At 46.5% G+C, this 19,338-nt stretch carries 14 protein-coding genes and 2 tRNA genes; 4 read left to right on the top strand and 12 right to left on the bottom strand.

The annotated features are described in order from the left end of the window. Nucleotides 1–106 precede the first annotated feature (106 nt). Nucleotides 107–2,074: a cation:proton antiporter gene (locus tag ACN0RF_RS01120; protein WP_417437749.1), complete on the bottom strand. Its 1,968-nt coding sequence runs from the start codon at nt 2,072–2,074 to the stop codon at nt 107–109. A 167-nt stretch (nt 2,075–2,241) separates the two neighbouring features. Between ACN0RF_RS01120 and ACN0RF_RS01115 the strand changes: the two genes are divergently transcribed. Continuing rightward, complete coding sequence (locus ACN0RF_RS01115) at nt 2,242–3,147, top strand: GGDEF domain-containing protein (protein WP_417437748.1); 906 nt, start codon at nt 2,242–2,244, stop codon at nt 3,145–3,147. Here the strand turns inward: ACN0RF_RS01115 and tilS are convergent. The 9 genes from tilS to dnaQ all read right to left on the bottom strand — a co-directional run bounded on the left by tilS (nt 3,113) and on the right by dnaQ (nt 15,132). Continuing rightward, a complete protein-coding gene (gene tilS / locus ACN0RF_RS01110) occupies nt 3,113–4,459 on the bottom strand; it encodes a tRNA lysidine(34) synthetase TilS (protein WP_417437747.1) in 1,347 nt (448 codons plus the stop codon). The genes ACN0RF_RS01115 and tilS overlap by 35 nt on opposite strands. 6 nt (nt 4,460–4,465) lie before the next feature. After that, on the bottom strand, nt 4,466–5,422 hold the full coding sequence (gene accA, locus ACN0RF_RS01105; protein WP_417437746.1) for an acetyl-CoA carboxylase carboxyl transferase subunit alpha: 957 nt from the start codon (nt 5,420–5,422) through the stop codon (nt 4,466–4,468). A gap of 15 nt (nt 5,423–5,437) precedes the next feature. Next, nucleotides 5,438–8,914: a DNA polymerase III subunit alpha gene (gene dnaE / locus ACN0RF_RS01100; protein ID WP_417437745.1), complete on the bottom strand. Its 3,477-nt coding sequence runs from the start codon at nt 8,912–8,914 to the stop codon at nt 5,438–5,440. Between the two features lie 78 nt (nt 8,915–8,992). Further along, on the bottom strand, nt 8,993–10,288 hold the full coding sequence (locus ACN0RF_RS01095; RefSeq protein WP_417437744.1) for an NAD(P)/FAD-dependent oxidoreductase: 1,296 nt from the start codon (nt 10,286–10,288) through the stop codon (nt 8,993–8,995). Between the two features lie 100 nt (nt 10,289–10,388). Further along, nucleotides 10,389–12,578 carry a M3 family metallopeptidase gene (locus ACN0RF_RS01090; protein ID WP_417437743.1) on the bottom strand — a complete coding sequence of 730 codons (2,190 nt, stop codon included), beginning with the start codon at nt 12,576–12,578 and terminating at the stop codon, nt 10,389–10,391. A 207-nt stretch (nt 12,579–12,785) separates the two neighbouring features. Next, a tRNA-Asp gene (locus ACN0RF_RS01085) sits at nt 12,786–12,862 on the bottom strand. A gap of 26 nt (nt 12,863–12,888) precedes the next feature. Next, nucleotides 12,889–12,965, bottom strand: a tRNA-Asp gene (locus tag ACN0RF_RS01080). Nucleotides 12,966–13,105: 140 nt separating this feature from the next. Continuing rightward, a complete protein-coding gene (locus tag ACN0RF_RS01075; protein WP_417437742.1) occupies nt 13,106–14,440 on the bottom strand; it encodes a TIGR03503 family protein in 1,335 nt (444 codons plus the stop codon). Next, nucleotides 14,425–15,132: a DNA polymerase III subunit epsilon gene (gene dnaQ, locus ACN0RF_RS01070; protein ID WP_417437741.1), complete on the bottom strand. Its 708-nt coding sequence runs from the start codon at nt 15,130–15,132 to the stop codon at nt 14,425–14,427. The genes ACN0RF_RS01075 and dnaQ overlap by 16 nt, the downstream gene beginning before the upstream one ends. A 51-nt stretch (nt 15,133–15,183) precedes the next feature. Here dnaQ and rnhA point away from each other — a divergent pair, with 51 nt between their 5' ends. Then, nucleotides 15,184–15,657 carry a ribonuclease HI gene (gene rnhA / locus ACN0RF_RS01065; protein WP_286822881.1) on the top strand — a complete coding sequence of 158 codons (474 nt, stop codon included), beginning with the start codon at nt 15,184–15,186 and terminating at the stop codon, nt 15,655–15,657. 1 nt (nt 15,658) lies between these two features. On the opposite strand, the gene ACN0RF_RS01060 is transcribed toward rnhA, so the two are convergent. Both ACN0RF_RS01060 and ACN0RF_RS01055 read right to left on the bottom strand, forming a co-directional pair. After that, complete coding sequence (locus tag ACN0RF_RS01060) at nt 15,659–16,048, bottom strand: rhodanese-like domain-containing protein (RefSeq protein ID WP_417437740.1); 390 nt, start codon at nt 16,046–16,048, stop codon at nt 15,659–15,661. Continuing rightward, a complete protein-coding gene (locus ACN0RF_RS01055) occupies nt 16,045–16,815 on the bottom strand; it encodes a class I SAM-dependent methyltransferase (protein ID WP_417437739.1) in 771 nt (256 codons plus the stop codon). The genes ACN0RF_RS01060 and ACN0RF_RS01055 overlap by 4 nt, the downstream gene beginning before the upstream one ends. Before the next feature lie 74 nt (nt 16,816–16,889). Between ACN0RF_RS01055 and gloB the strand changes: the two genes are divergently transcribed. Continuing rightward, nucleotides 16,890–17,651, top strand: a complete 762-nt coding sequence (gene gloB, locus ACN0RF_RS01050; protein ID WP_417437738.1) for a hydroxyacylglutathione hydrolase — start codon at nt 16,890–16,892, stop codon at nt 17,649–17,651. A gap of 48 nt (nt 17,652–17,699) precedes the next feature. Then, nucleotides 17,700–19,334, top strand: a complete 1,635-nt coding sequence (locus tag ACN0RF_RS01045) for a LysM peptidoglycan-binding domain-containing protein (protein ID WP_417437737.1) — start codon at nt 17,700–17,702, stop codon at nt 19,332–19,334. The last annotated feature ends 4 nt before the right edge of the window (nt 19,335–19,338 follow it).

Below are 19,338 nucleotides of genomic sequence, written 5' to 3'. Positions count from 1 at the left end.
ATAATTGGTTAACTCACAGCATTATTATTGCTGTTAATAATGTAAAATGTTAGACGTTAACTGTTGCCAGTTGTGTGATTCCGGCACTAAGTTGTAACTGACTGTTTCAGCCTTCAAGTAACCACCGTTCCGCGGCCTCAACATAACGCGGTTTACCCACCAGCAAGACCACGTCCTGCGGTTGTAATTCGGTATCACTATCAGGCTCCGGAATTTCCTCGTCGTCGCGCCGTAAAGCTTTCAATTGCACCTGATGCTTGTCCCAGTCTAATTCATCAATGCGTTTGCCCGTCGCCCAGGCACCTTCCGGTAAGGTTAAAGCACGTAAAAACTCAAGTTTGTCAGCCAGTTCCGGTGTAATTTCAGTTTCATTCCCCTGAAAGAACCCATGCATTTCACCGTAGTGGTTACGCCTTTCTTTATCTAACCGCGCAAGAATACGACGTATTGGAATACCACTACGACTGAGCACGTGAGAAATAAGCATTAAGCTTGCTTCCAGTGTGTCCGGTACCACCTGCGATGCACCGGCTTCCTGTAACTGAGTCAATCTTGTATCGTCACGACTCCGTACAATAATGTAGGCTTCGGGGTTTAACTGGCGAAGCTCTTTTAGTACTTCAAGTGCGCGCAAATCATCAGCGAAGCTGATAATAATCAGATCGACACTCTCGGCTCCTACCGCCCGCAAGATGTCTTTCCGTGCGCTATCACCGAAGTAGACCCGGGCACCGCCGGCAACGGCTTCCTGAACTCGCATGGGGTCGTTGTCGACAGCTATGTGAGTAATTCCCTCGGCGTCTAAAAACCGACTCATGGTTTGACCGACCCGGCCAAAGCCGCAAATAAGCACCTGATTCTCTAATCCTTCACTAACAGAGGTTCGCTGCTTCTCAATATCGACCAGAGGATCAGGGTGTCGAACAAGCAGACTCACTAAAGGTTTCAGACGATGAATCACAATAGGTGTTATCGCCATACTCAATACACCAATACCTATCATACTGGTGACTATTTCTTTACTCAGTAAGCCGTGAGAGCTTGCTAACGCGACGATAACAAAGCCAAACTCCCCCATTTGAAATAGTGAAATACCACTGCCCCAGGCATCCTCGTCCCGCTCGCCCATAAAACGTGCTACTGAGCTAATTAACGCAATTTTAATCACAGCCATTACAATCAAAGCCACCAGTATCCAGTGAAAATTATGGACGAAGCCGTAAAGCTGAAGCTGCATGCCTATGGTCGTAAAGAACAAGCCCATTAAAATATCGCGAAACGGGCGAATATCGGCTTCCAGCTGATGTTTATACTGGCTTTCCCCCAGCATCATTCCGGCTAAAAAAGCACCTAACGCCATAGAAAGACCAAAAACATGAGTCATACCACCGGCAACCAGTGCGACCAGAAGCGTCGCCAGAACAAACAGTTCATCGGTTCTTTGCTTGGCTATTTCTTTGAATAAATAAGGTAAGACCCATTTGCCTATTGTCATTAGTACAGCAATAACGGCGGCACCTTTCGCCAGAGCCAGTAATAAGGTATAGCCAATGTTGCCGTTATCGGAGGCCAGCAGAGGAATAATAATAAGCAGTGGCACCACCGCTATATCCTGAAACAGCAAAATGGCGACACTCATCTGCCCGCGACGGGTTGAAGTCTGTGCACTTTCTTTTAATTGCTTGATAACAACCGCAGTAGAGGACAAGGCCAACGCTCCGGCAATAGCCAAAGATGCAGCCCATTCATCCAGCCAGATAAAGCCGATAAGCAAAAAGACTAACAAGGAACCAAGAACCTGAGCCGCGCCTAACCCGAATACCCATCGCCGCATGGCAATCATCTTCGGTAAAGAGAACTCAAGCCCCAGCGAAAACAGGAGCAAAACAATACCCAGCTCAGCAACCAGATGATAATCATCCGGGTCAGCTATCCAGCCCATAACATCCGGCCCGGCAATAATACCGGCAACCAGGTAGGCTAAAATTGCCGGCAATTTCACCCTTCTGAAGAGCCAGACAAGAATAACGGCAACCGCTAATAAAAGCAGAAGGCTGGAAAATGTACCGTTCATTCATAAACTCCTGGATTTCTTTGTTTTTATGAGTGTCAAAATAGTAACACTCTTTTGTTTCAGAAAAACTATCTCTTATAACGTTTTGTAAAATATAGCTTTTCTATTCTTGGCCTAATATTTGCAAATAAAATTTCAATAATCAAATTCAGGCAAAAAGGTTTGTCATGCTAAACAGAGCTGTAGCAAAAACTGAGAGTAAGGCAACTGAGAACAAAACTCAGGCAATTATCAGTCAATTAACCTCATCGGCTGACTTGCAAAGCAAATCAACCCCGTTAACTGAACGGTTGCAGACATCTCTCGATTTGCATCAGGTATTATCTATTTACGCTGAATACATGGTTCAGCGTTTACCGGTAAGTGCTCTGCAATTTATCTCTGATGACCAAATTATTAATTTAATTGGTGACTACGAAAGCCTTGAGAGCGAATATTCGGTAATGCTTTATGCCGATAAAGAATACTTAGGACAAATGGTTTACCAATTCAAACGTCAACCATCCTATGTGAATAAAGTGCGTCTGGAACAAATGCACCGACAGCTGACTTTCCCTCTGCGTAACGCTATAGAGTTTTCGCGCTTAAGAAAAGTTGCGATACGAGACCATTTAACCGGCCTTGGCAACAGAGCCTTACTGGACGAAACGCTTGAGCACATCAGTGCACGTTTAAAGCGCGATAGTAAACAGTCTCATATTGTCATGCTATTGGATATGGATGGCTTTAAGAAAGTCAACGACCGTCATGGGCACCAGCAAGGTGATGAAGTACTAAAGCTCTTTGGTAATTTATTGCAACAGCAACTGCGCGATACGGATAGGGTATTTCGCTATGGTGGCGATGAATTTGTATTAATACTGGAAAACACAAGGCCCGAACAAGCAGATGACGTTTTCCGGCGTATTCGGGACACGCTTGATAACGATATTAGCCTTGCCACTTTCAATATTGGCGTCAGCGCCGGTAGCCTGGTTATGGAGAGCTTTCATAGCCCGCAGGATATTATTGATGAAGCCGACAGACGCCTTTACGCCGCTAAAGTAACCGGTAAGAATCAACACCTGAGCTAACCCAGTTTGGCTCAGGTAACTGAAGGCGATCGAATTCTGTTTTCTCAATAACCTGGTAGCTGAACCAGCCAAGTCCGGCTACCCACACGTACTGAGCGTTCAACTCAAGTATTGGTCGTCGGGCTCTTAACCACGGCGGAATTCCCGCCTGCTTCAGCCAGTCTTTCAGTTTTTTGCGCCCCTGACGTCCGGGTTTTGCCAGTTTTTCTGAGGTTAACGAAAAGGTTAATCTCAACTCATTATTATTTGTCAGCAATGCATCTGGCACGCTTAGTTTTCCCCATTCACCCAAATTGACATTAGCCTCAGCTAACCAACAATCTTCAGGTAACTGGCCGACATCGTTGTCGCACCATAGTGCGTATTGAAAGTAGCGCACACTGTAGCCATCACACTGAACCTGCATTTGGCTATCGTCTGTTGCGCTTTGAGCTTGTAACCGAATTTGCTCCAGTTGCTCGTAACTGGGCAACGAATATTTTTGTTCTTGCAGCCAGGTTCGCAGTAACGCTCGCTGCATAGCCGCAGAATGCTCCCTCAGCAAACTTAAAGGAAAGTGACTTTTGTGCTTCTGCGCCTTATGCAGCTTTTCCTCCAGCAGTTCATCCATCACCTGCTGTTGCTCGGCACAAAGTTTTGCTGACCTCAGCACGCTATTCCCAAACTGAGGCCAACGCTGCTCTAATAACGGCACCACTTTATGCCGCAAAAAGTTCCGCTCAATACGAGTATCGTAATTCGTATCGTCTTCAATCCAGGTTAATTTCTGTTGCTGCGCATAGCTTAAAATGTCTTCTTTGCTCACACTAAGCAAAGGTCGGCAGAGACGACGGTTGCCCACCCATGACTGAATAGCGGCCATAGAGGATAAACCTTTTGGCCCGCTGCCGCGTTTTAATTGCAGAAAAAATGTTTCTATCTGGTCATTGCGGTGTTGTCCAAGCAGTAATACTGCATCATCGTCGGTCAGCTCGGTCATTCTCCGGTAACGGCTTTCACGCCCGGCGGCCTCTTTGCTTTGACGATTTTCCACAGGCACATTAAGCGGCTCAAAAACCGTTTTTATACCATAGGCCTTAGCAGCATGCTCAATAGTCAACGACCAGTCAGCTGAACTGGGGTGAAAACTATGATCTAAATGAATGGCTAAATACTGATACTGAGGGTTCTGCTGACGAAAGCGCATCAGCAAGTCGAGGATAGTTTGCGAGTCGGCTCCACCACCAAGGGCAGCAACTAATTGCTGCCCCGGCTTTAATGCAAGAGACTCTAAGCTTTCACAAAACAGGTCGTAAAGACCATCTTTCATCATTGGTAATTAGCAGTAACCAAAAGACATGAGTTTACGATAACGCTGGTCCAGCAGTTCCTCGTGGCTTAACCCCTGTAAGCTTCCTAAATCAGAAATCAGCTGACGCTTAAGGCGTACGGCCATTTCTTCCTGATGACGGTGTGCGCCGCCTAACGGCTCAGGTATTACAGAGTCAACCAGACCCAACTCTTTACTGCGCTCTGCGGTTACGCCCATAGCTTCTGCCGCTAATGGTGCTTTGCTGGCACTTTTCCACAAAATAGAAGCACAACCTTCCGGAGAAATAACCGAGTACGTACTGTATTGCAACATGTTAACGCGGTCGCCGACACCAATAGCCAGAGCACCACCAGAACCACCTTCTCCAATAACAGTACAAACAATAGGAACGGTTAAACGCGCCATAACTTTCAAGTTGCGTGCAATGGCTTCACTCTGACCGCGTTCTTCCGCACCAATTCCCGGGTAAGCTCCCGGCGTATCAATGAAGGTAACAATTGGCATTTTAAAACGCTCGGCGGTTTGCATCAGGCGTAGCGCCTTACGATAACCTTCGGGCTTTGGCATACCAAAGTTACGACGGATCTTCTCTTTGGTTTCGCGGCCTTTTTGCTGGCCTATAACCATAACCGGAGTGCCGTCTAAACGCGCAATACCACCAACAATAGCCTCGTCGTTAGCAAAAGAGCGATCACCCGCCATTTCGTCAAACTCGGTGAATATCATGCGAATATAGTCAAGCGTGTACGGACGCAAAGGATGACGCGCCAGCTGTGCTACCTGCCACGCACCTAAATCAGAAAAGATTTTCTCTGTCAGTTCCTGACTCTTGGTGGTCAGTCGCTGCACTTCCTCTTCTAAATTCAGATCCAGTTGTCCGCGGTTGCCAACAGACTTCAGTTCCTCGATTTGCGCTTCAAGTTCCGCAATAGGTTGTTCAAAATCCAGAAAATTAAGGCTCATTCGCTGTCATTTCCTTTAAAATTCAAGTGAAACTTGCTGAGTTCCCAGCAAATTCTGTAATTCGTATATTAATTCATCAGACGGATTCACATACCATTGTGCGCCAACATTTAACGTGGCTTCAACGCGTTCCGACTGATACCGCATTTTTATCGGACAAGTCCCTTCAGCAAAGGGCTGTAATAGCTTTTCCAGTTTTCCGGCAAGACCTTTAGCAAGCTGCTCATCCGTTACTGTAATTGCTAAATGCCGGAGATAAGTTTCCCGAGCCTGCTCAATTGCCATCACTTCTCTGGCAGTCATTGTATTGCTATTACTGAAGTTATCAAATCTGACCTCACCTTTTATCCACAAAATTCGGTCTTTTTCGAGCAATTCCTGATAACTTTCGTATTCGTTACTAAATAAGCGTACATCCATGCGCGCCGTTTTGTCATCTAAAGTCACTATAGCAAAACGCTGACCTCTTTTATTGGTCAGTACTCTCACATCAATAACCAGTCCGGCAATGGCAATACTCTCATCTTTACGGGTAGGAGTAACATTGGACAATGTACTATTAATGTAATGCTTGAGCTCTGCACGAAAACGGTTAATAGGATGACCGGTTAAATAGAGACCCAGAGTGTCGCGCTCTCCTTCTAACCAGACCGCTTCCGACCATTTACGTACGCTGACAAACTCCTGTTCAACCGCTTCAGGTTCGGTGGTCAGTACCCCAAACATATCCGACTGCCCAATTTTTTCTGCATTCAGATGCTGTTCGGCCTGACGAATGGCTTTTTCCAGCGTCGCCATTAATGAAGCACGGTGAGGTCCTAAGTTGTCCATTGCGCCAGCACGAATTAAGCGCTGCAGAATGCGCTTATTCATTCGCTTCAGGTCAACCCGACAGCAGAAGTCGAATAAGTCGCGGAACGGACCGCCTTCTTCCCGGGCTTTAATAATAGACTCAATTGGGCCCTCACCCACGCCTTTTATTGCGCCTATACCGTAAACCACTCGTTGCTGTTCATCGACGGTAAACTTATATTCGCCTTTGTTTACGTCCGGCGGCAACAAGTCCAGCCCCATGCGTTCGCATTCGTCCGCCAGAGTGACAATTTTGTCGGTGTTATCCATATCGGCGGACATCACCGCGGCCATAAATTCTGCCGGAAAGTGGGTTTTCATCCATAAGGTCTGGTATGAAACTAAAGCGTAAGCAGCCGAGTGCGACTTGTTAAATCCATAACCGGCAAATTTCTCTACCAAGTCGAAGATTTTCGTCGCCAGTTCAGGGTCGATATTATTTTGCGCCGCACCCTTAGCAAAAATTTCCCGCTGTTTAGCCATTTCTTCGGGCTTTTTCTTACCCATTGCCCGGCGTAATAAATCGGCACCACCCAAAGTGTAGCCTGCAAGAACCTGGGCAATTTGCATTACCTGTTCCTGATAAAGGATGACACCGTAAGTCGGCTCCAGTATGGGTTGCAAACTCTCATGCTGATACTCAGCATCGGGGTAAGAAATTTCTTCCCTGCCGTGCTTCCGGTCAATAAAGTTATCAACCATTCCGGACTGCAGTGGCCCCGGCCGGAATAGCGCCACCAGGGCGATAATGTCTTCGAAAGAGTCCGGCAAAAGCTTTTTAATAAGCTCTTTCATGCCACGCGACTCTAACTGAAAAACCGCCGTTGTTTCGGCCTTTTTCAACAGTTTAAAACACGCCGGATCAGTTAAATCAATCGACGTAATATCAATAGGATCTTTACCGCTCTTAGCATGCCGGCGGTTCACCATATCAACCGCCCACTGAATAATGGTCAGCGTTCTCAAACCCAAAAAGTCGAACTTAACCAGACCTGCCGACTCAACATCATCTTTATCAAACTGAGTGACCGGGTTGTTACCTTCATCATCGCAATACAGTGGCGAGAAGTCGGTTATTTTGGTTGGAGAAATAACCACGCCACCAGCGTGTTTACCAGCATTACGAGTCACGCCTTCAAGAATACGAGCCATATCAATAATGGCTTTAACTTCTTCATCCTGGTCGTACGCGGCGCCAAGCTGGGGCTCAATTTCAAAGGCTTTGGCCAGAGTCATGCCCGGATCGCCCGGTATTAACTTGGAAATTCGGTCGACAAAACCATAGGGATGAGCCAGTACCCTTCCGACATCTCGTATAGCAGCCTTAGCCGCCATAGTACCGAAGGTAATAATTTGCGAAACCGCTTCACGGCCGTAGAGGTCAGCAACGTGATCGATGACTTCATCCCGACGATCCATACAGAAGTCGACATCGAAATCTGGCATAGAAACCCGTTCAGGGTTAAGGAATCGCTCAAAAAGTAAATCAAATTCAAGCGGATCCAAATCCGTTATTTTAAGTGCATAAGCCACCAGAGAGCCTGCGCCTGAACCGCGACCTGGGCCTACAGGTATGCCGTTGTCTTTACTCCACTGAATAAACTCCATAACGATAAGGAAATATCCGGGAAAGCCCATATCGTTAATAACGCCAAGCTCGCGCTTCAGTCGTTCATCGTACTCTGGCCGCTTTTGCTCTCGCTCTTCCGCGTCAGGAAACAAAAACTCTAAACGCTCTTCTAGCCCTTCTTCCGAAACTTTGATTAAGAACTCTTCCGTGGTCAGGTCGCCAGTGGGAAACTTAGGCAGGAAGTATTCGCCCAAACGCACAGTGACATTACAGCGCTTGGCTATTTCAACAGTATTTTCTATTGCTTCAGGAATGTCAGAAAACAACTCTGTCATTTCTTCGCTGGAGCGCAAATATTGTTGTGGTGAATATTTTTTCGGTCGACGTTTGTCTTCCAGCTGGTACCCGTCGTGAATAGCCACACGAATTTCGTGAGCATCAAAGTCTTCTTCTTTCAGGAAAACCACTTCATTAGTCGCGACAACAGGTAGGCCAGTTTCTCCGGCTAAAGCCACAGCTTTATGTAAATAGGTTTCTTCCTGAGGCCGCCCAGTGCGCACCAGTTCCAGGTAATAGCGGTCAGGAAAATATTGCTGATAGAAATCGAGGGCGGCATCCAACTGCCTGTCGTGGCCTTTTATTAGAGCTTGTCCTACATCGCCCTGACGGCTCCCGGACAACAAGATAATGCCCTTGTTATGCTCTTTCAGCCAGTCTTTATCAATAACCGGCTTGCCTTTAATATTACCGCGCAAATAAGCTTTTGAAATAAGCTGAGTTATTTGCTGATAACCTTCGTTATCCATTGCCAGTGCGGTCAGGCGGAAGATTTCAGACTCAGGATAGTCAGCCTGCACCCAGAAGTCGCACCCTATTAAAGGCTTTAAGCCCAATTGATGCGCTTTTCCATAGTAGCGAACCAGACCACAAAAGTTCATTTGGTCGGTAATGGCTAAAGCAGGCATACCCGCTTCAGCAACAGCCTCACAAATTGGACCAACTTTCGCCAGTCCATCTATCATGGAAAAGTCGCTATGAACTCTTAAGTGAACAAAATTCGGTGCAGTCATTTTACGGATACAGTCTGGCTTTTTTCGTTATCATTTTAGGGTCGTTATTGTGCCTTAAGCAGCCTCTGAAGTATATCGTCAGTGTAACTTCAGTCGCGGTTTTACAACATGGTTAAGTTTATCCACCATTAACAACAAAAACATCTTCCACCAGCCGTGTAAGGCTCTTTGGTGCATGCGGTATAAACTGGCGTAAGCCCAACGCGCTAAAGTGCCTTCAAGCGACATTGACAGACTTTTACTTTGCATTAAATTACCCACCGCCGAAAAACGGCTCAGTGAGACGAGCGAGCCCCGGTCTTTATATTCAAAGGCTTTTGCTGGTTTGTTGCGGTACTCACGCACAATATTCTGATACAAACATTCGGCCATCTGATGTGCTGACTGAGCTCTTGGTGGTACCCAACGTTCATCGTCTATGCGGCAACCTGCACAGTCACCTATGGCATAAATGCTTTCGTCAGAGACCGACTGGAGATACTCATTTACCTCAATTTGGTTGTTTTTGCGAACTTTCAGGCCCCATTCACTGACAAAATCGGGAGCCCGGACACCAGCTGCCCAAACCATTAAATTGGCGTTGATATTCTCTCCTTCAGACAACACCAAAGTGTTTTCTTTTACTTCAGTAACCGGATTACCCAATATGACTTCAACACCCAGCGATTTCAGTTTCTTCTCTACCGATGCTGACAAACGCTCGGGCAACGCAGGCAATAATCGTTTACCGGCTTCAACCAAACGAACTTCAAAATGCTTTTGATCAAGAAAAGAAAGACCATAAATAGACAACAATGACACCGAATGAATAAGTTCAGCGGCCAGTTCAACTCCGGTCGCCCCACCGCCCACAATAGCCAGTGACAATTTCGTATTTTCGCCGTCTTCGATCGACTGGTTTACTCGTAAAAATTCATTTAGTAAATGCTCATGGAATTCATCTGCCTGGCGCAGTGAGTCCAGAAAATAGCAATGATCGCTAACGCCAGGAGTTCCAAAATCTGCGGTAACACTGCCAATGGAGAGAATTAATCTATCGTATTGAATACTGCGCGGCGCCAACACCTCATGGCCATGTTCATCTTTTATTGCGGCTAATTGAATCGACTTTTCGTCTTTATTCACAGACTCTAAAGTGCCAACCAAAAACTGAAAGCCTTCGCGGGCGCTTTGTCCGCGGTAATCCAGTTCAGCCAGCCGCGAGTCCAGCGCACCTGAGGCAACTTCGTGCAACAACGGCTTCCATAAGTGAGTACTGTTTCTGTCAATGAGCATTATCTTTGCTTTCTTCTTGCGACCCAGCTTTCTTCCCAGCATAGTCGCCAATTCTAATCCGCCTGCACCGCCACCAACTATTACAATCCGTTCTTGCATTTGTGCCTCGCCTATCTGCAGATAATAAAAAAGCCACTGACGATGATAACGCCAGTGGCTTTAGATAACGACTGTTCAGTCGAAATTATTTCAGAATGACTTAGTCGATACTAGGATCCGTTAGTCCGCGACGTTCAAGCAAAGCTTCAACAGTCGGTTCCTGACCGCGCCAGTCGATGTACTGCTGCATAGGATCTTTGCTGCTGCCTTTTGACAGAATTTCTTTACGGAAAGCCTGACCATTTTCAAGGCTCAAACCACCGTTGTTGCCCATGTGTTTAAAGGCATCGGCTGCCAGCACTTCACTCCACATATAAGCGTAGTAACCCGCTGAGTAGCCGCCTGCAAATACGTGAGCAAAGTAAGTTGAACGATAGCGTGGTGGTACAGCTTCAATAGCTACACCGTTTTTCTCCAGTGCGTCCTGTTCAAACGCTGCAACATCTTTAATTTCTGTCCCAGGCTCTACCGTGTGATACTCAAGATCTAACAACGCAGCAGAGAGATACTCTAGCGTATCGAAACCCTGATTAAAGTTACGCGCAGCTAATACTTTTTCCAGCAACTCGTCCGGGATTTGTTCTCCGGTTTCGTAGTGTTTGGCGTATTTGGCAATCACTTTCGGATTCAGCGTCCAGTCTTCCTGGAAAGTTGAAGGGAATTCAACATAGTCACGCGGTACAGAAGTACCCGCCTGCGACGGATATTTCACGTCAGAGAACATCCCGTGCAGCGCATGGCCCATTTCATGAAACATGGTCGATACTTCATCAAAGCTGATTAAGGTTGGTTCACCTTCAGGCGCTTTAGTGATGTTCATGTTGTTCAAAATGACAGGCTTCTGATTCATCAGCTCAGACTGAGTACGGAAAGAGCTCATCCAGGCTCCGCCGCGTTTACTGTCACGAGTGAAGTAGTCGGCATAGAACAGGCCAATACTTGAACCGTCAACGTCTTTTACTTCATACACAACGACATCGTCATGATAAACCGGAATGTCGTTACGCTCTTCAAACGTAATACCGAACAATTGATTCATTGCATAGAAAACACCGTCTTCTAGTACGCGATTAAACTCGAAGTACTGTTTTACTTCATCAGAGTCAATTGCGTATTTTTCTTCACGTACTTTCTCAGCATAGTAGAACCAGTCCCATGGCTTAAGCTCAAAGTCTTCACCTTCAGCTTCAATCATTGCCTGAACTTCTTCAGCTTCTTTTTCTACGTTACTGACCACCGCTGGGACTAAGTCACGTAACATAGACTGAGCAGCTTCCGGTGTACCAGCCATGTTGTCTGCCAGCACATAGTCACCCCAGCTATCAAAGCCCAGAAGTTTTGCTTTGTCGGCGCGCAACTTGGTTAAACGCTGAACCATAGGGCGTGTATCAGTTTCCGTATTACCAGAGCCACGATTAGCTGAGGTTTCCCAAATTTTCTGACGCAGTTCGCGGTTTTCTAAATCGGTCAAAATAGACTGACGAGTTGTGTTAGTCAGAGTAATAGCGTACTTACCTTCCATATCACGGCTCTCTGCCGCTTTGGCTAACGACGCAATTTTACTGTCACTAAGTCCAGCCAATTGTTCTTTATCATCAACAACAATGACGTTTTCGTTAGTCAGCGCCATTAAGCTTTTCTGGAATTCAGTTGTTAAACTGGATAACTCTTCGTTGATATCACGAATTTGTTGCTTCTGCTCGTCGTTCAGCTCTGCGCCGGCACGAACAAAGCCTTTGTAAGTGTCTTCCAGTAAACGCTCAGACTCAGAATCCAGATCTAAAGAGTCGCGGTTATCAAATAAGCTCTTAACTCGCGCAAACAGGTCTGGATTCAGCATGATGTTGTCACGGTGAGAGGCCATCTCAGGGGCTAGTTTGCCCTGTAAATCACGAATTTCGTCGCTGCTGTTAGAAGAAGACAGGTTATAGAACACTGAGCTTACACGCCCCAGAATTTCGCCCGCTTTTTCCATTTCAACAATGGTATTTTCAAAAGTAGGTTCTGCTGAATTCGTTGCAATAGCTTCAATTTCAGCCATGTGCTCTTCCATTCCGCGCTCAAATGCAGGTTCAAAATGTTTGAACTCAATAGCATCAAAGTCCGGTGCCTGATATTGCAGAGAGCTGGCCTCGAAGAATGGGTTCGTTTCTGTTGCTTGTTGACTGCTGTCTTTAGACGTTTCAGTTGAAGCTGTTTTGTTCTCAGTTGTCGATGAGTCATTTGCATCGCTGCAAGCTCCCAACGATACTGCCGCGCTTACAGCTACAGCCAGTAAAGTTTTACGCATGGGTATCTCCCGTTGTCTATGTTTGTCATTGTGATTTTGGTGACAATACTCTAGCCCTGTGGAGCCTCAGGCTCAAGAGCTAAACGGCAAAAAGCATGATCTTCGGGGTAAAACTTAAAGTAGGTGAAAAATAAAACAGAAGAAAGAAAATAAAAAAGATTAATTAATTTGATTTTTACAGGGGAATATTACTAAGAGAGAGAATAATGGCGGAGTGGACGGGACTCGAACCCGCGACCTCCGGCGTGACAGGCCGGCATTCTAACCAACTGAACTACCACTCCGCAAAAATTCTTTGGGGCGTACTAAATGGCGGAGTGGACGGGACTCGAACCCGCGACCTCCGGCGTGACAGGCCGGCATTCTAACCAACTGAACTACCACTCCGCATTAGTACTTTGCTTTGAAGTCTCCCTCAACGCGGCGTGCATATTACGAGTGAGGGGCAAATGAGTCAACACTTTTTTTAAAGATTTTAACCGACTGTCTGATTTATATTCAGATCTGCGTTTTTTTAACCACAAAGGTCACTTTTTACTACTTTTCTCTGGTTTTTCAGCTACCGCTTCATCGCTCTCAACCGCAACTTTTTTCCGGCGAAACTTAAACCACCAGAGCCCGACTAAAGCTAATGCAATAAGGATAATATTAACAACAACAATAATGATCAGATTCGTCATCGCCTGCTTTTGCTTAGCCTCACGCTCCTGCCTTGCCTGTTCGCGCTGACGCTCCAGTTCTATTTGTTGCCGTTCCGCCAACTCTGCCGCTGTTGGTTCAGGTGGCGGCGGTTCTTTTGCAATAAAACTAAAATCATCAATTCTGGCTTCAAATTCACGACCACCTGCACTGGTCGCAAAAATATCTAAATCTATAAGATGCTTACCAAAAGCCAGGTTAGCAATGTCGACACGGTGCGGAAAGCTCTCTATCTGGCTAACCGTAAATTTCCGAACTTCGCCATTCGGGAAGCTGGTTTCACCATTAATCACCAGGCTCTGCGGATCTATCCGGTCTTCATCAACACGGATAACAAACTGATGATTATCGTCCACAGACTCTGACTGAATAACGTCAAATTCAACCGGTAACGGCTCAACCACAACAGGACCGGATTCAAACACTCGTTGATACAAAGGAGTAGTCATTTCATAAGTGGCCATCCACTCACCCGGTACCACATCCAAATTAAAGAAACCGGTAAATATGCCATCACCCGCTCTTTCATCATGACCACGGCCGTCATCTTCAAATTGCGCTACACGTGACGGATTCGAACCAAAGTTATCAAAGTCCGAGTTATTAGTACTGATAAACAGGACATCCAGTAGCACTGTCTGACGAAAACGTGATGTTTTAACGACTTCGTCACCATTATAGAGTTTCCCTTCCACTTTCAGCTCTTCGTACTGAAATAATGGACTGGGTAAAGGTTCGGCTTCAAAGCGAATATCAGAAATAACTAAAGCTTTATTTTCCTCATCAATGCGCCCAGCAGCCTGCCAGGGGCCAGGTTGAGGCTCTTTTATCCTGATAATGTCAAAATTAGGGTCAGTGTACCAGGTAACTTTCTCTGCCGGATAACGGGCGTCGTACCATTTACTCCCGTCAGGCTTGATGAGAACCAGAGGCTTGCTGTCCGGTTCGCGAAAAAACAACAGAGTAATTTCTTCGACGTTCTCGTCTATACGAAAGCTTTGCCCTTTAATTGGCAATTTATTAGTAAGGTCGCCTTCAATAAGGCTCATCGCACGCTTTTCAACTTCCTCTTTTGAGTCAGAGTCAACCGTGCTAAAACTCTGTACCGCGTAGGCTGATGAGCTACTTATTAAAACCAATAATACTGCTAAGAGTCTTGCCACAGACAATGTCCACCTTCTTCTTTGACTCGCGCCAAACGCTCCTGATGTAATGCTTCTTCATCGGCAGTTGCTCGTAAAACCTTTAATGCGGGACGATTAGTAACTCGCTGATGTTCCACTTTTTGTGAGCCACCCTGATTGTCTTTTCCGTGGCTGGCCAGGTTTAGTGCCGTTTGCCCGCCGGTCATCATTAAATAGACATCAGCAAGAATCTCGGCATCCAGCAAGGCGCCATGCAGTTCACGCGCAGAGTTATCAACGTCGTAGGCGCGGCATAGTGCATCCAGACTGTTTCTTTGCCCCGGCCTCATTTCACGGGCAAGTTGCAAGGTATCAAGTACCGAGCAAAAATCATTGGTCAGGCCAACCGCCGGGCGAATACGACTAAATTCAGCATCCATAAAACCCACGTCAAATGGCGCATTATGAATAACTAACTGAGAGCCTTTAATAAATTCAATGAAATCCTGCACCACCTGCGCAAATACGGGCTTGTCGGTTAAAAAATCATTGGTTATACCATGAACTTCAATCGCTTCCTGTTCGACCACCCGCTCGGGATTAATGTAAACATGGAAATGATTACCGGTTAATTTTCGATTAATAAGCTCCACACAGCCTATTTCAATAATTCTGTGCCCCTTTGCGGGGTCAATTCCGGTAGTTTCTGTATCTAATACGACCTGACGCATGGTGAAATCCTGATATACTCGCTGGAAACAACGGATATAGTAGCAAGTAACATGTCGAACTCAAAAACTGTTCATTTATATACTGATGGTTCTTGTCTGGGAAACCCGGGGCCGGGTGGCTATGGCGCCGTACTGGAATACGGCAAACATCACAAAGAATTAAGCCAGGGGTATCGTCTGACCACCAATAACCGTATGGAGATGCTGGCTACTATCGCTGGCCTGCGCGAGTTGAAACGCCCCTGTCATGTTATTCTGACTACCGACAGCCAGTATGTGAAGCAAGGTGTAGAGCAGTGGATGCATCGCTGGAAGCAAAACGGCTGGCGCACATCGGCCCGTAAAGCGGTTAAGAATAAAGATTTATGGCAACAACTGGACGAAGAAGTTAATCGCCATAAAGTTGAATGGAAGTGGATAAAAGGCCATTCAGGGCATAAACAGAATGAGCGTTGTGATGAACTGGCCCGCGACGCCGCAACGCGCGAGCCTATGCTTGAAGATAAAGGGTTTGGAGGCGAGTAAGTTACTCGCCTGCGACTACCGGCAGTTTATTCTCCTGCCACGCATTCATGCCGCCATCTACGCTATAGACATTATCCAGCCCCATGCGTTGCAGGCTCTCCGCGGCCAGAGCTGAACGACCACCGGTTCGGCAAATAAGATACAACGGCTTTTCGGCGATGCGTTCCAGCGCGTTGTCATATCCGGCCACGTCAGGATGCTGGTTTAGCTGCATTTCCAAAACACCACGGGGCATGTTCACCGCTTGCCGAATGTGTCCCTGTCCATATTCAGCCGGCTCTCTTACATCAATAACGCGCGCGCCCTGCTCTATCGCTTTTTGTAATTCTTCGGTGTTCACTTCTTTGACATTCAATTTCGCTTTTCCACATAACTCTTGTGCTGTAATCATAATTTACCTCTTATTTGTTTATTCGACTTTGAAAACTGTTTCGTCGTCATTGCTGTTGCTGCCTGTCTTCCATTAACCGCAAGCTGCTTTCTTTGAGCTGACGGTTTTAACCTGTTAATCAGAGTTTGTTTGCGTGCCACTATGAAATAAGCTGCGCGCAGCCCTGGTACCAGGTTGCTCAGCTTCGTTGACCAGTCACTTCCCCGGTGCTCGCTATGATGCAGAAAATTCGAAACATAAAATTCAGATTCCAGAATTTCGAACCCCAACAACTCCAGCCAGTCTTTAACTCGTACTGGTGTAAAGTACCTTCCACACCATGGGAAACTCTTTTTATGGCGAATGAAAAAGCCGCTGGCCACCGCCGGACTGTAGGGGTTAAACCCTGTCAGTATTAATACACCATCGTCGTCCAGGACTCGCGTTGCCTCTCTAAGTAGCTGGTGCGGATGCCGACAAAATTCAAGGACAAAAGGAGCAATTAGGTTATCGACACTGTCTTCCTTTAAAGCCAGCTCTGTTAATTTGCTGCGAACCGCTACCTCGCTGCCTGTACCGACAGTCAGCCACTGAGCCCCATTTTTAAGGCACTCATTAAGACCCGGACTCAAAGAGCCTATAGCCACCGTTTTCCCCGGCTTTAGTCGTCGCTGATGAGCGCGAATTAACTCAGCCGTCTGCTCCATCATGTAGTGCCCGCAGGCCATTTGCTGCCAGTTCCCGGGAGCCGCTAAATCAATTTTCGAATATGCTGGTTTAATTAACACGGCTAATTCCTGTATTATGAACCTATCTTCAACTTACTCGCTGGGTTTCTCATCCTAGCGTTATAGGGGTTAACATGCGAGTGCACGCTATTGAAGCTTTCGACGACAATTACATATGGGCAATTGAAACCAATAATAATGACAAAGTTATTATTGTAGACCCCGGCGAAGCCAAACCCGTTCAACAATGGCTGGAACAAAATAATAAAAGTATTGAGACTATTTTAGTCACTCACCACCATTACGACCACACTGGTGGCATAGCTGAATTGCTGGAACAAACCCCGTGTCCGGTTATAGGCCCGGAAAACCCTGATATAAAAACGCTCACCCAAACAGTTACCGAAGGCGATGAACTGACCGTTGGAGGTATTCAGTGGCAGGTATTAACCACTCCGGGACACACCCTGGATCACATCAGCTTTTATACTCCCGGCTTTTTATTTTGCGGTGACACGCTATTTTCCGGTGGTTGTGGCCGTATGTTTGAAGGCACACCGGAACAATTTACGCAGTCCTTGCTAAAGCTGCGTAAGCTGCCGGGCGAGACTCGGGTATTTTGTGCCCACGAATACACTCAGGCGAATGTAAATTTCGCATTAAAAGTTGAGCCCGAGAACGCTGTGCTGCAAAGTTACGCTGAAAAGGTCAGAATGTTACGAGAACAAGAGCAGATCACTCTGCCAAGCACGCTGCAACTGGAGTTAGCCATTAATCCCTTTCTCCGGTTTGACCAAAAAAGTGTTATTGAAGCAGCAAATAAGCATGCCGGAAGTGTAAAAAATAGCCCTGAGGATGTTTTTTATACAATCAGGCAGTGGAAAGATAATGCGTGATTCTTTAAACTCCTCAAGATTTTAATAATTATCGGAAGTAAATTGCGCATGATAAACAGCAAGCGAAAGAACGCATGGTTAAAGTATTGTATAGTGGCCAGTGGCCTGGCATTAAGTGGCTGCCAGAGCACAACGCTGTTTAGTCATAATGATCCGGTAAAAAAGAAAAACGAACCTGCTGAACTTAAACTGACAGTCATTCCGGAAGAAGTGATCAGTCAGCACGCCGAAGAAGAAATCAAAGTCAGTGAGCCCGTAAAGCTTACCCCGCAAGAACAGGAAGATTTGTGGGTGCGTATTCGCCAGCAATTGAGCTTTCATGTGCCTGATGTACCCAGAGTACAAAGCCAGCGTAATTGGTATGCCAGCCACCCGGAGTATCTAGACCGTGTTGCTAAGCGTGCCGAACCTTATCTTCACCTTATTGTTGAAGAGCTGGAAAAGCGTAACATGCCAGTTGACCTGGCCTTATTGCCGATAGTGGAAAGTGCCTTTGACCCCTTTGCCTATTCGCACGGCAGTGCCTCCGGTGTCTGGCAGTTTATTCCCGGTACAGCGCGTCAATATGGTCTGGATATCAACTGGTGGTACGATGGCCGTCGCGATGTTTTTGCCGCAACACACGCTGCGCTCGATTATTTGCAGGCGCTTCATCGTTATTTTGACGGTAACTGGATGCACGCGCTGGCAGCCTATAATTCAGGCGAAGGCCGGGTTGCTGCCGCAATTCGAAAAAATGAACGTCTGAACAAGCCAACCGACTTCTGGAATCTGTCATTACCGCGCGAAACCCGTGCGTACGTACCCAAATTATTAGCCTTAGCGGAAATACTCGCTAATAGTGAAGAATATGGAATAGCCTGGTACCCAATCGAAAATCAGCCAAAACTTGAGGTTGTTGAAACACCAGCACAAATTGACCTGGCATTAGCCGCCGACATGGCTGATATGCCACTGGATTTACTGCACCAGTACAACTCTGGTTATAACCGCTGGGCAACGGCACCGAACGGGCCTCACCGTTTACTTCTTCCGAATCAAAATGCGGAAAAATTTAAACAGGCCTTAAACGAAACTGAGCCAAAAGACTGGCTAAGCTGGACCCGCCATAAGGTCAAATCGGGTGAGAGCCTGCTCGTTATTTCCAAAAAATACAATACATCTGTTGATGTGATACAGCAGGTTAATGACATCAGCAGTGATATCATCCGCGCAGGCGACCATCTGTTAGTTCCGGTTGCGACACTCAATATCGATAACTATAAGTTATCGCAGGATCAGCGCCGTGAAAATCGCCAGGATCAAAAACGCTCAGGTAAGCGTATAGAGCACGTAGTACAATCTGGCGATACTCTCTGGGATCTCAGTCGCGCCTATCAGGTGAATTTGCGTGATTTAGCCCGCTGGAACTCGATGGCGCCGGGCGATTACTTAAGACCTGGACAAGAGTTAGTGGTTTGGACGGAAGCCGAGCCATCGTCAACGGTACAAAGCAGTATTAACAGTATTATGCGTAATATCAGCTACCGTGTGCGTAGCGGTGACTCACTAGCCAGGATTGCTGATAAATTTAATGTCACCATTCGCCAAATTGAGCAATGGAATAACATTCAACGCAATCGTTATCTACAACCCGGACAAATGCTTAAATTAAAAGTCGATGTCACCGAGGTGAGTAGTTGAGGCA

This window comes from Idiomarina sp., from assembly GCF_048260185.1.
Lineage (GTDB): Bacteria > Pseudomonadota > Gammaproteobacteria > Enterobacterales > Alteromonadaceae > Idiomarina.
The sequence above is the reverse complement of the archived record's forward strand: the minus strand, read 5'-3'. Positions and strand labels throughout refer to the sequence as shown.

What these genes read in the sequence shown, in the direction of transcription:
- ACN0RF_RS01120 (WP_417437749.1), bottom strand. Translation starts at nt 2,074, where the DNA reads ATGAACGGTACATTTTCCAGCCTTCTGCTTTTATTAGCGGTTGCCGTT.
- ACN0RF_RS01115 (WP_417437748.1), top strand. Translation starts at nt 2,242, where the DNA reads ATGCTAAACAGAGCTGTAGCAAAAACTGAGAGTAAGGCAACTGAGAAC.
- tilS (WP_417437747.1), bottom strand. Translation starts at nt 4,459, where the DNA reads ATGATGAAAGATGGTCTTTACGACCTGTTTTGTGAAAGCTTAGAGTCT.
- accA (WP_417437746.1), bottom strand. Translation starts at nt 5,422, where the DNA reads ATGAGCCTTAATTTTCTGGATTTTGAACAACCTATTGCGGAACTTGAA.
- dnaE (WP_417437745.1), bottom strand. Translation starts at nt 8,914, where the DNA reads ATGACTGCACCGAATTTTGTTCACTTAAGAGTTCATAGCGACTTTTCC.
- ACN0RF_RS01095 (WP_417437744.1), bottom strand. Translation starts at nt 10,288, where the DNA reads ATGCAAGAACGGATTGTAATAGTTGGTGGCGGTGCAGGCGGATTAGAA.
- ACN0RF_RS01090 (WP_417437743.1), bottom strand. Translation starts at nt 12,578, where the DNA reads ATGCGTAAAACTTTACTGGCTGTAGCTGTAAGCGCGGCAGTATCGTTG.
- dnaQ (WP_417437741.1), bottom strand. Translation starts at nt 15,132, where the DNA reads ATGCGTCAGGTCGTATTAGATACAGAAACTACCGGAATTGACCCCGCA.
- rnhA (WP_286822881.1), top strand. Translation starts at nt 15,184, where the DNA reads ATGTCGAACTCAAAAACTGTTCATTTATATACTGATGGTTCTTGTCTG.
- ACN0RF_RS01060 (WP_417437740.1), bottom strand. Translation starts at nt 16,048, where the DNA reads ATGATTACAGCACAAGAGTTATGTGGAAAAGCGAAATTGAATGTCAAA.
- gloB (WP_417437738.1), top strand. Translation starts at nt 16,890, where the DNA reads ATGCGAGTGCACGCTATTGAAGCTTTCGACGACAATTACATATGGGCA.
- ACN0RF_RS01045 (WP_417437737.1), top strand. Translation starts at nt 17,700, where the DNA reads ATGATAAACAGCAAGCGAAAGAACGCATGGTTAAAGTATTGTATAGTG.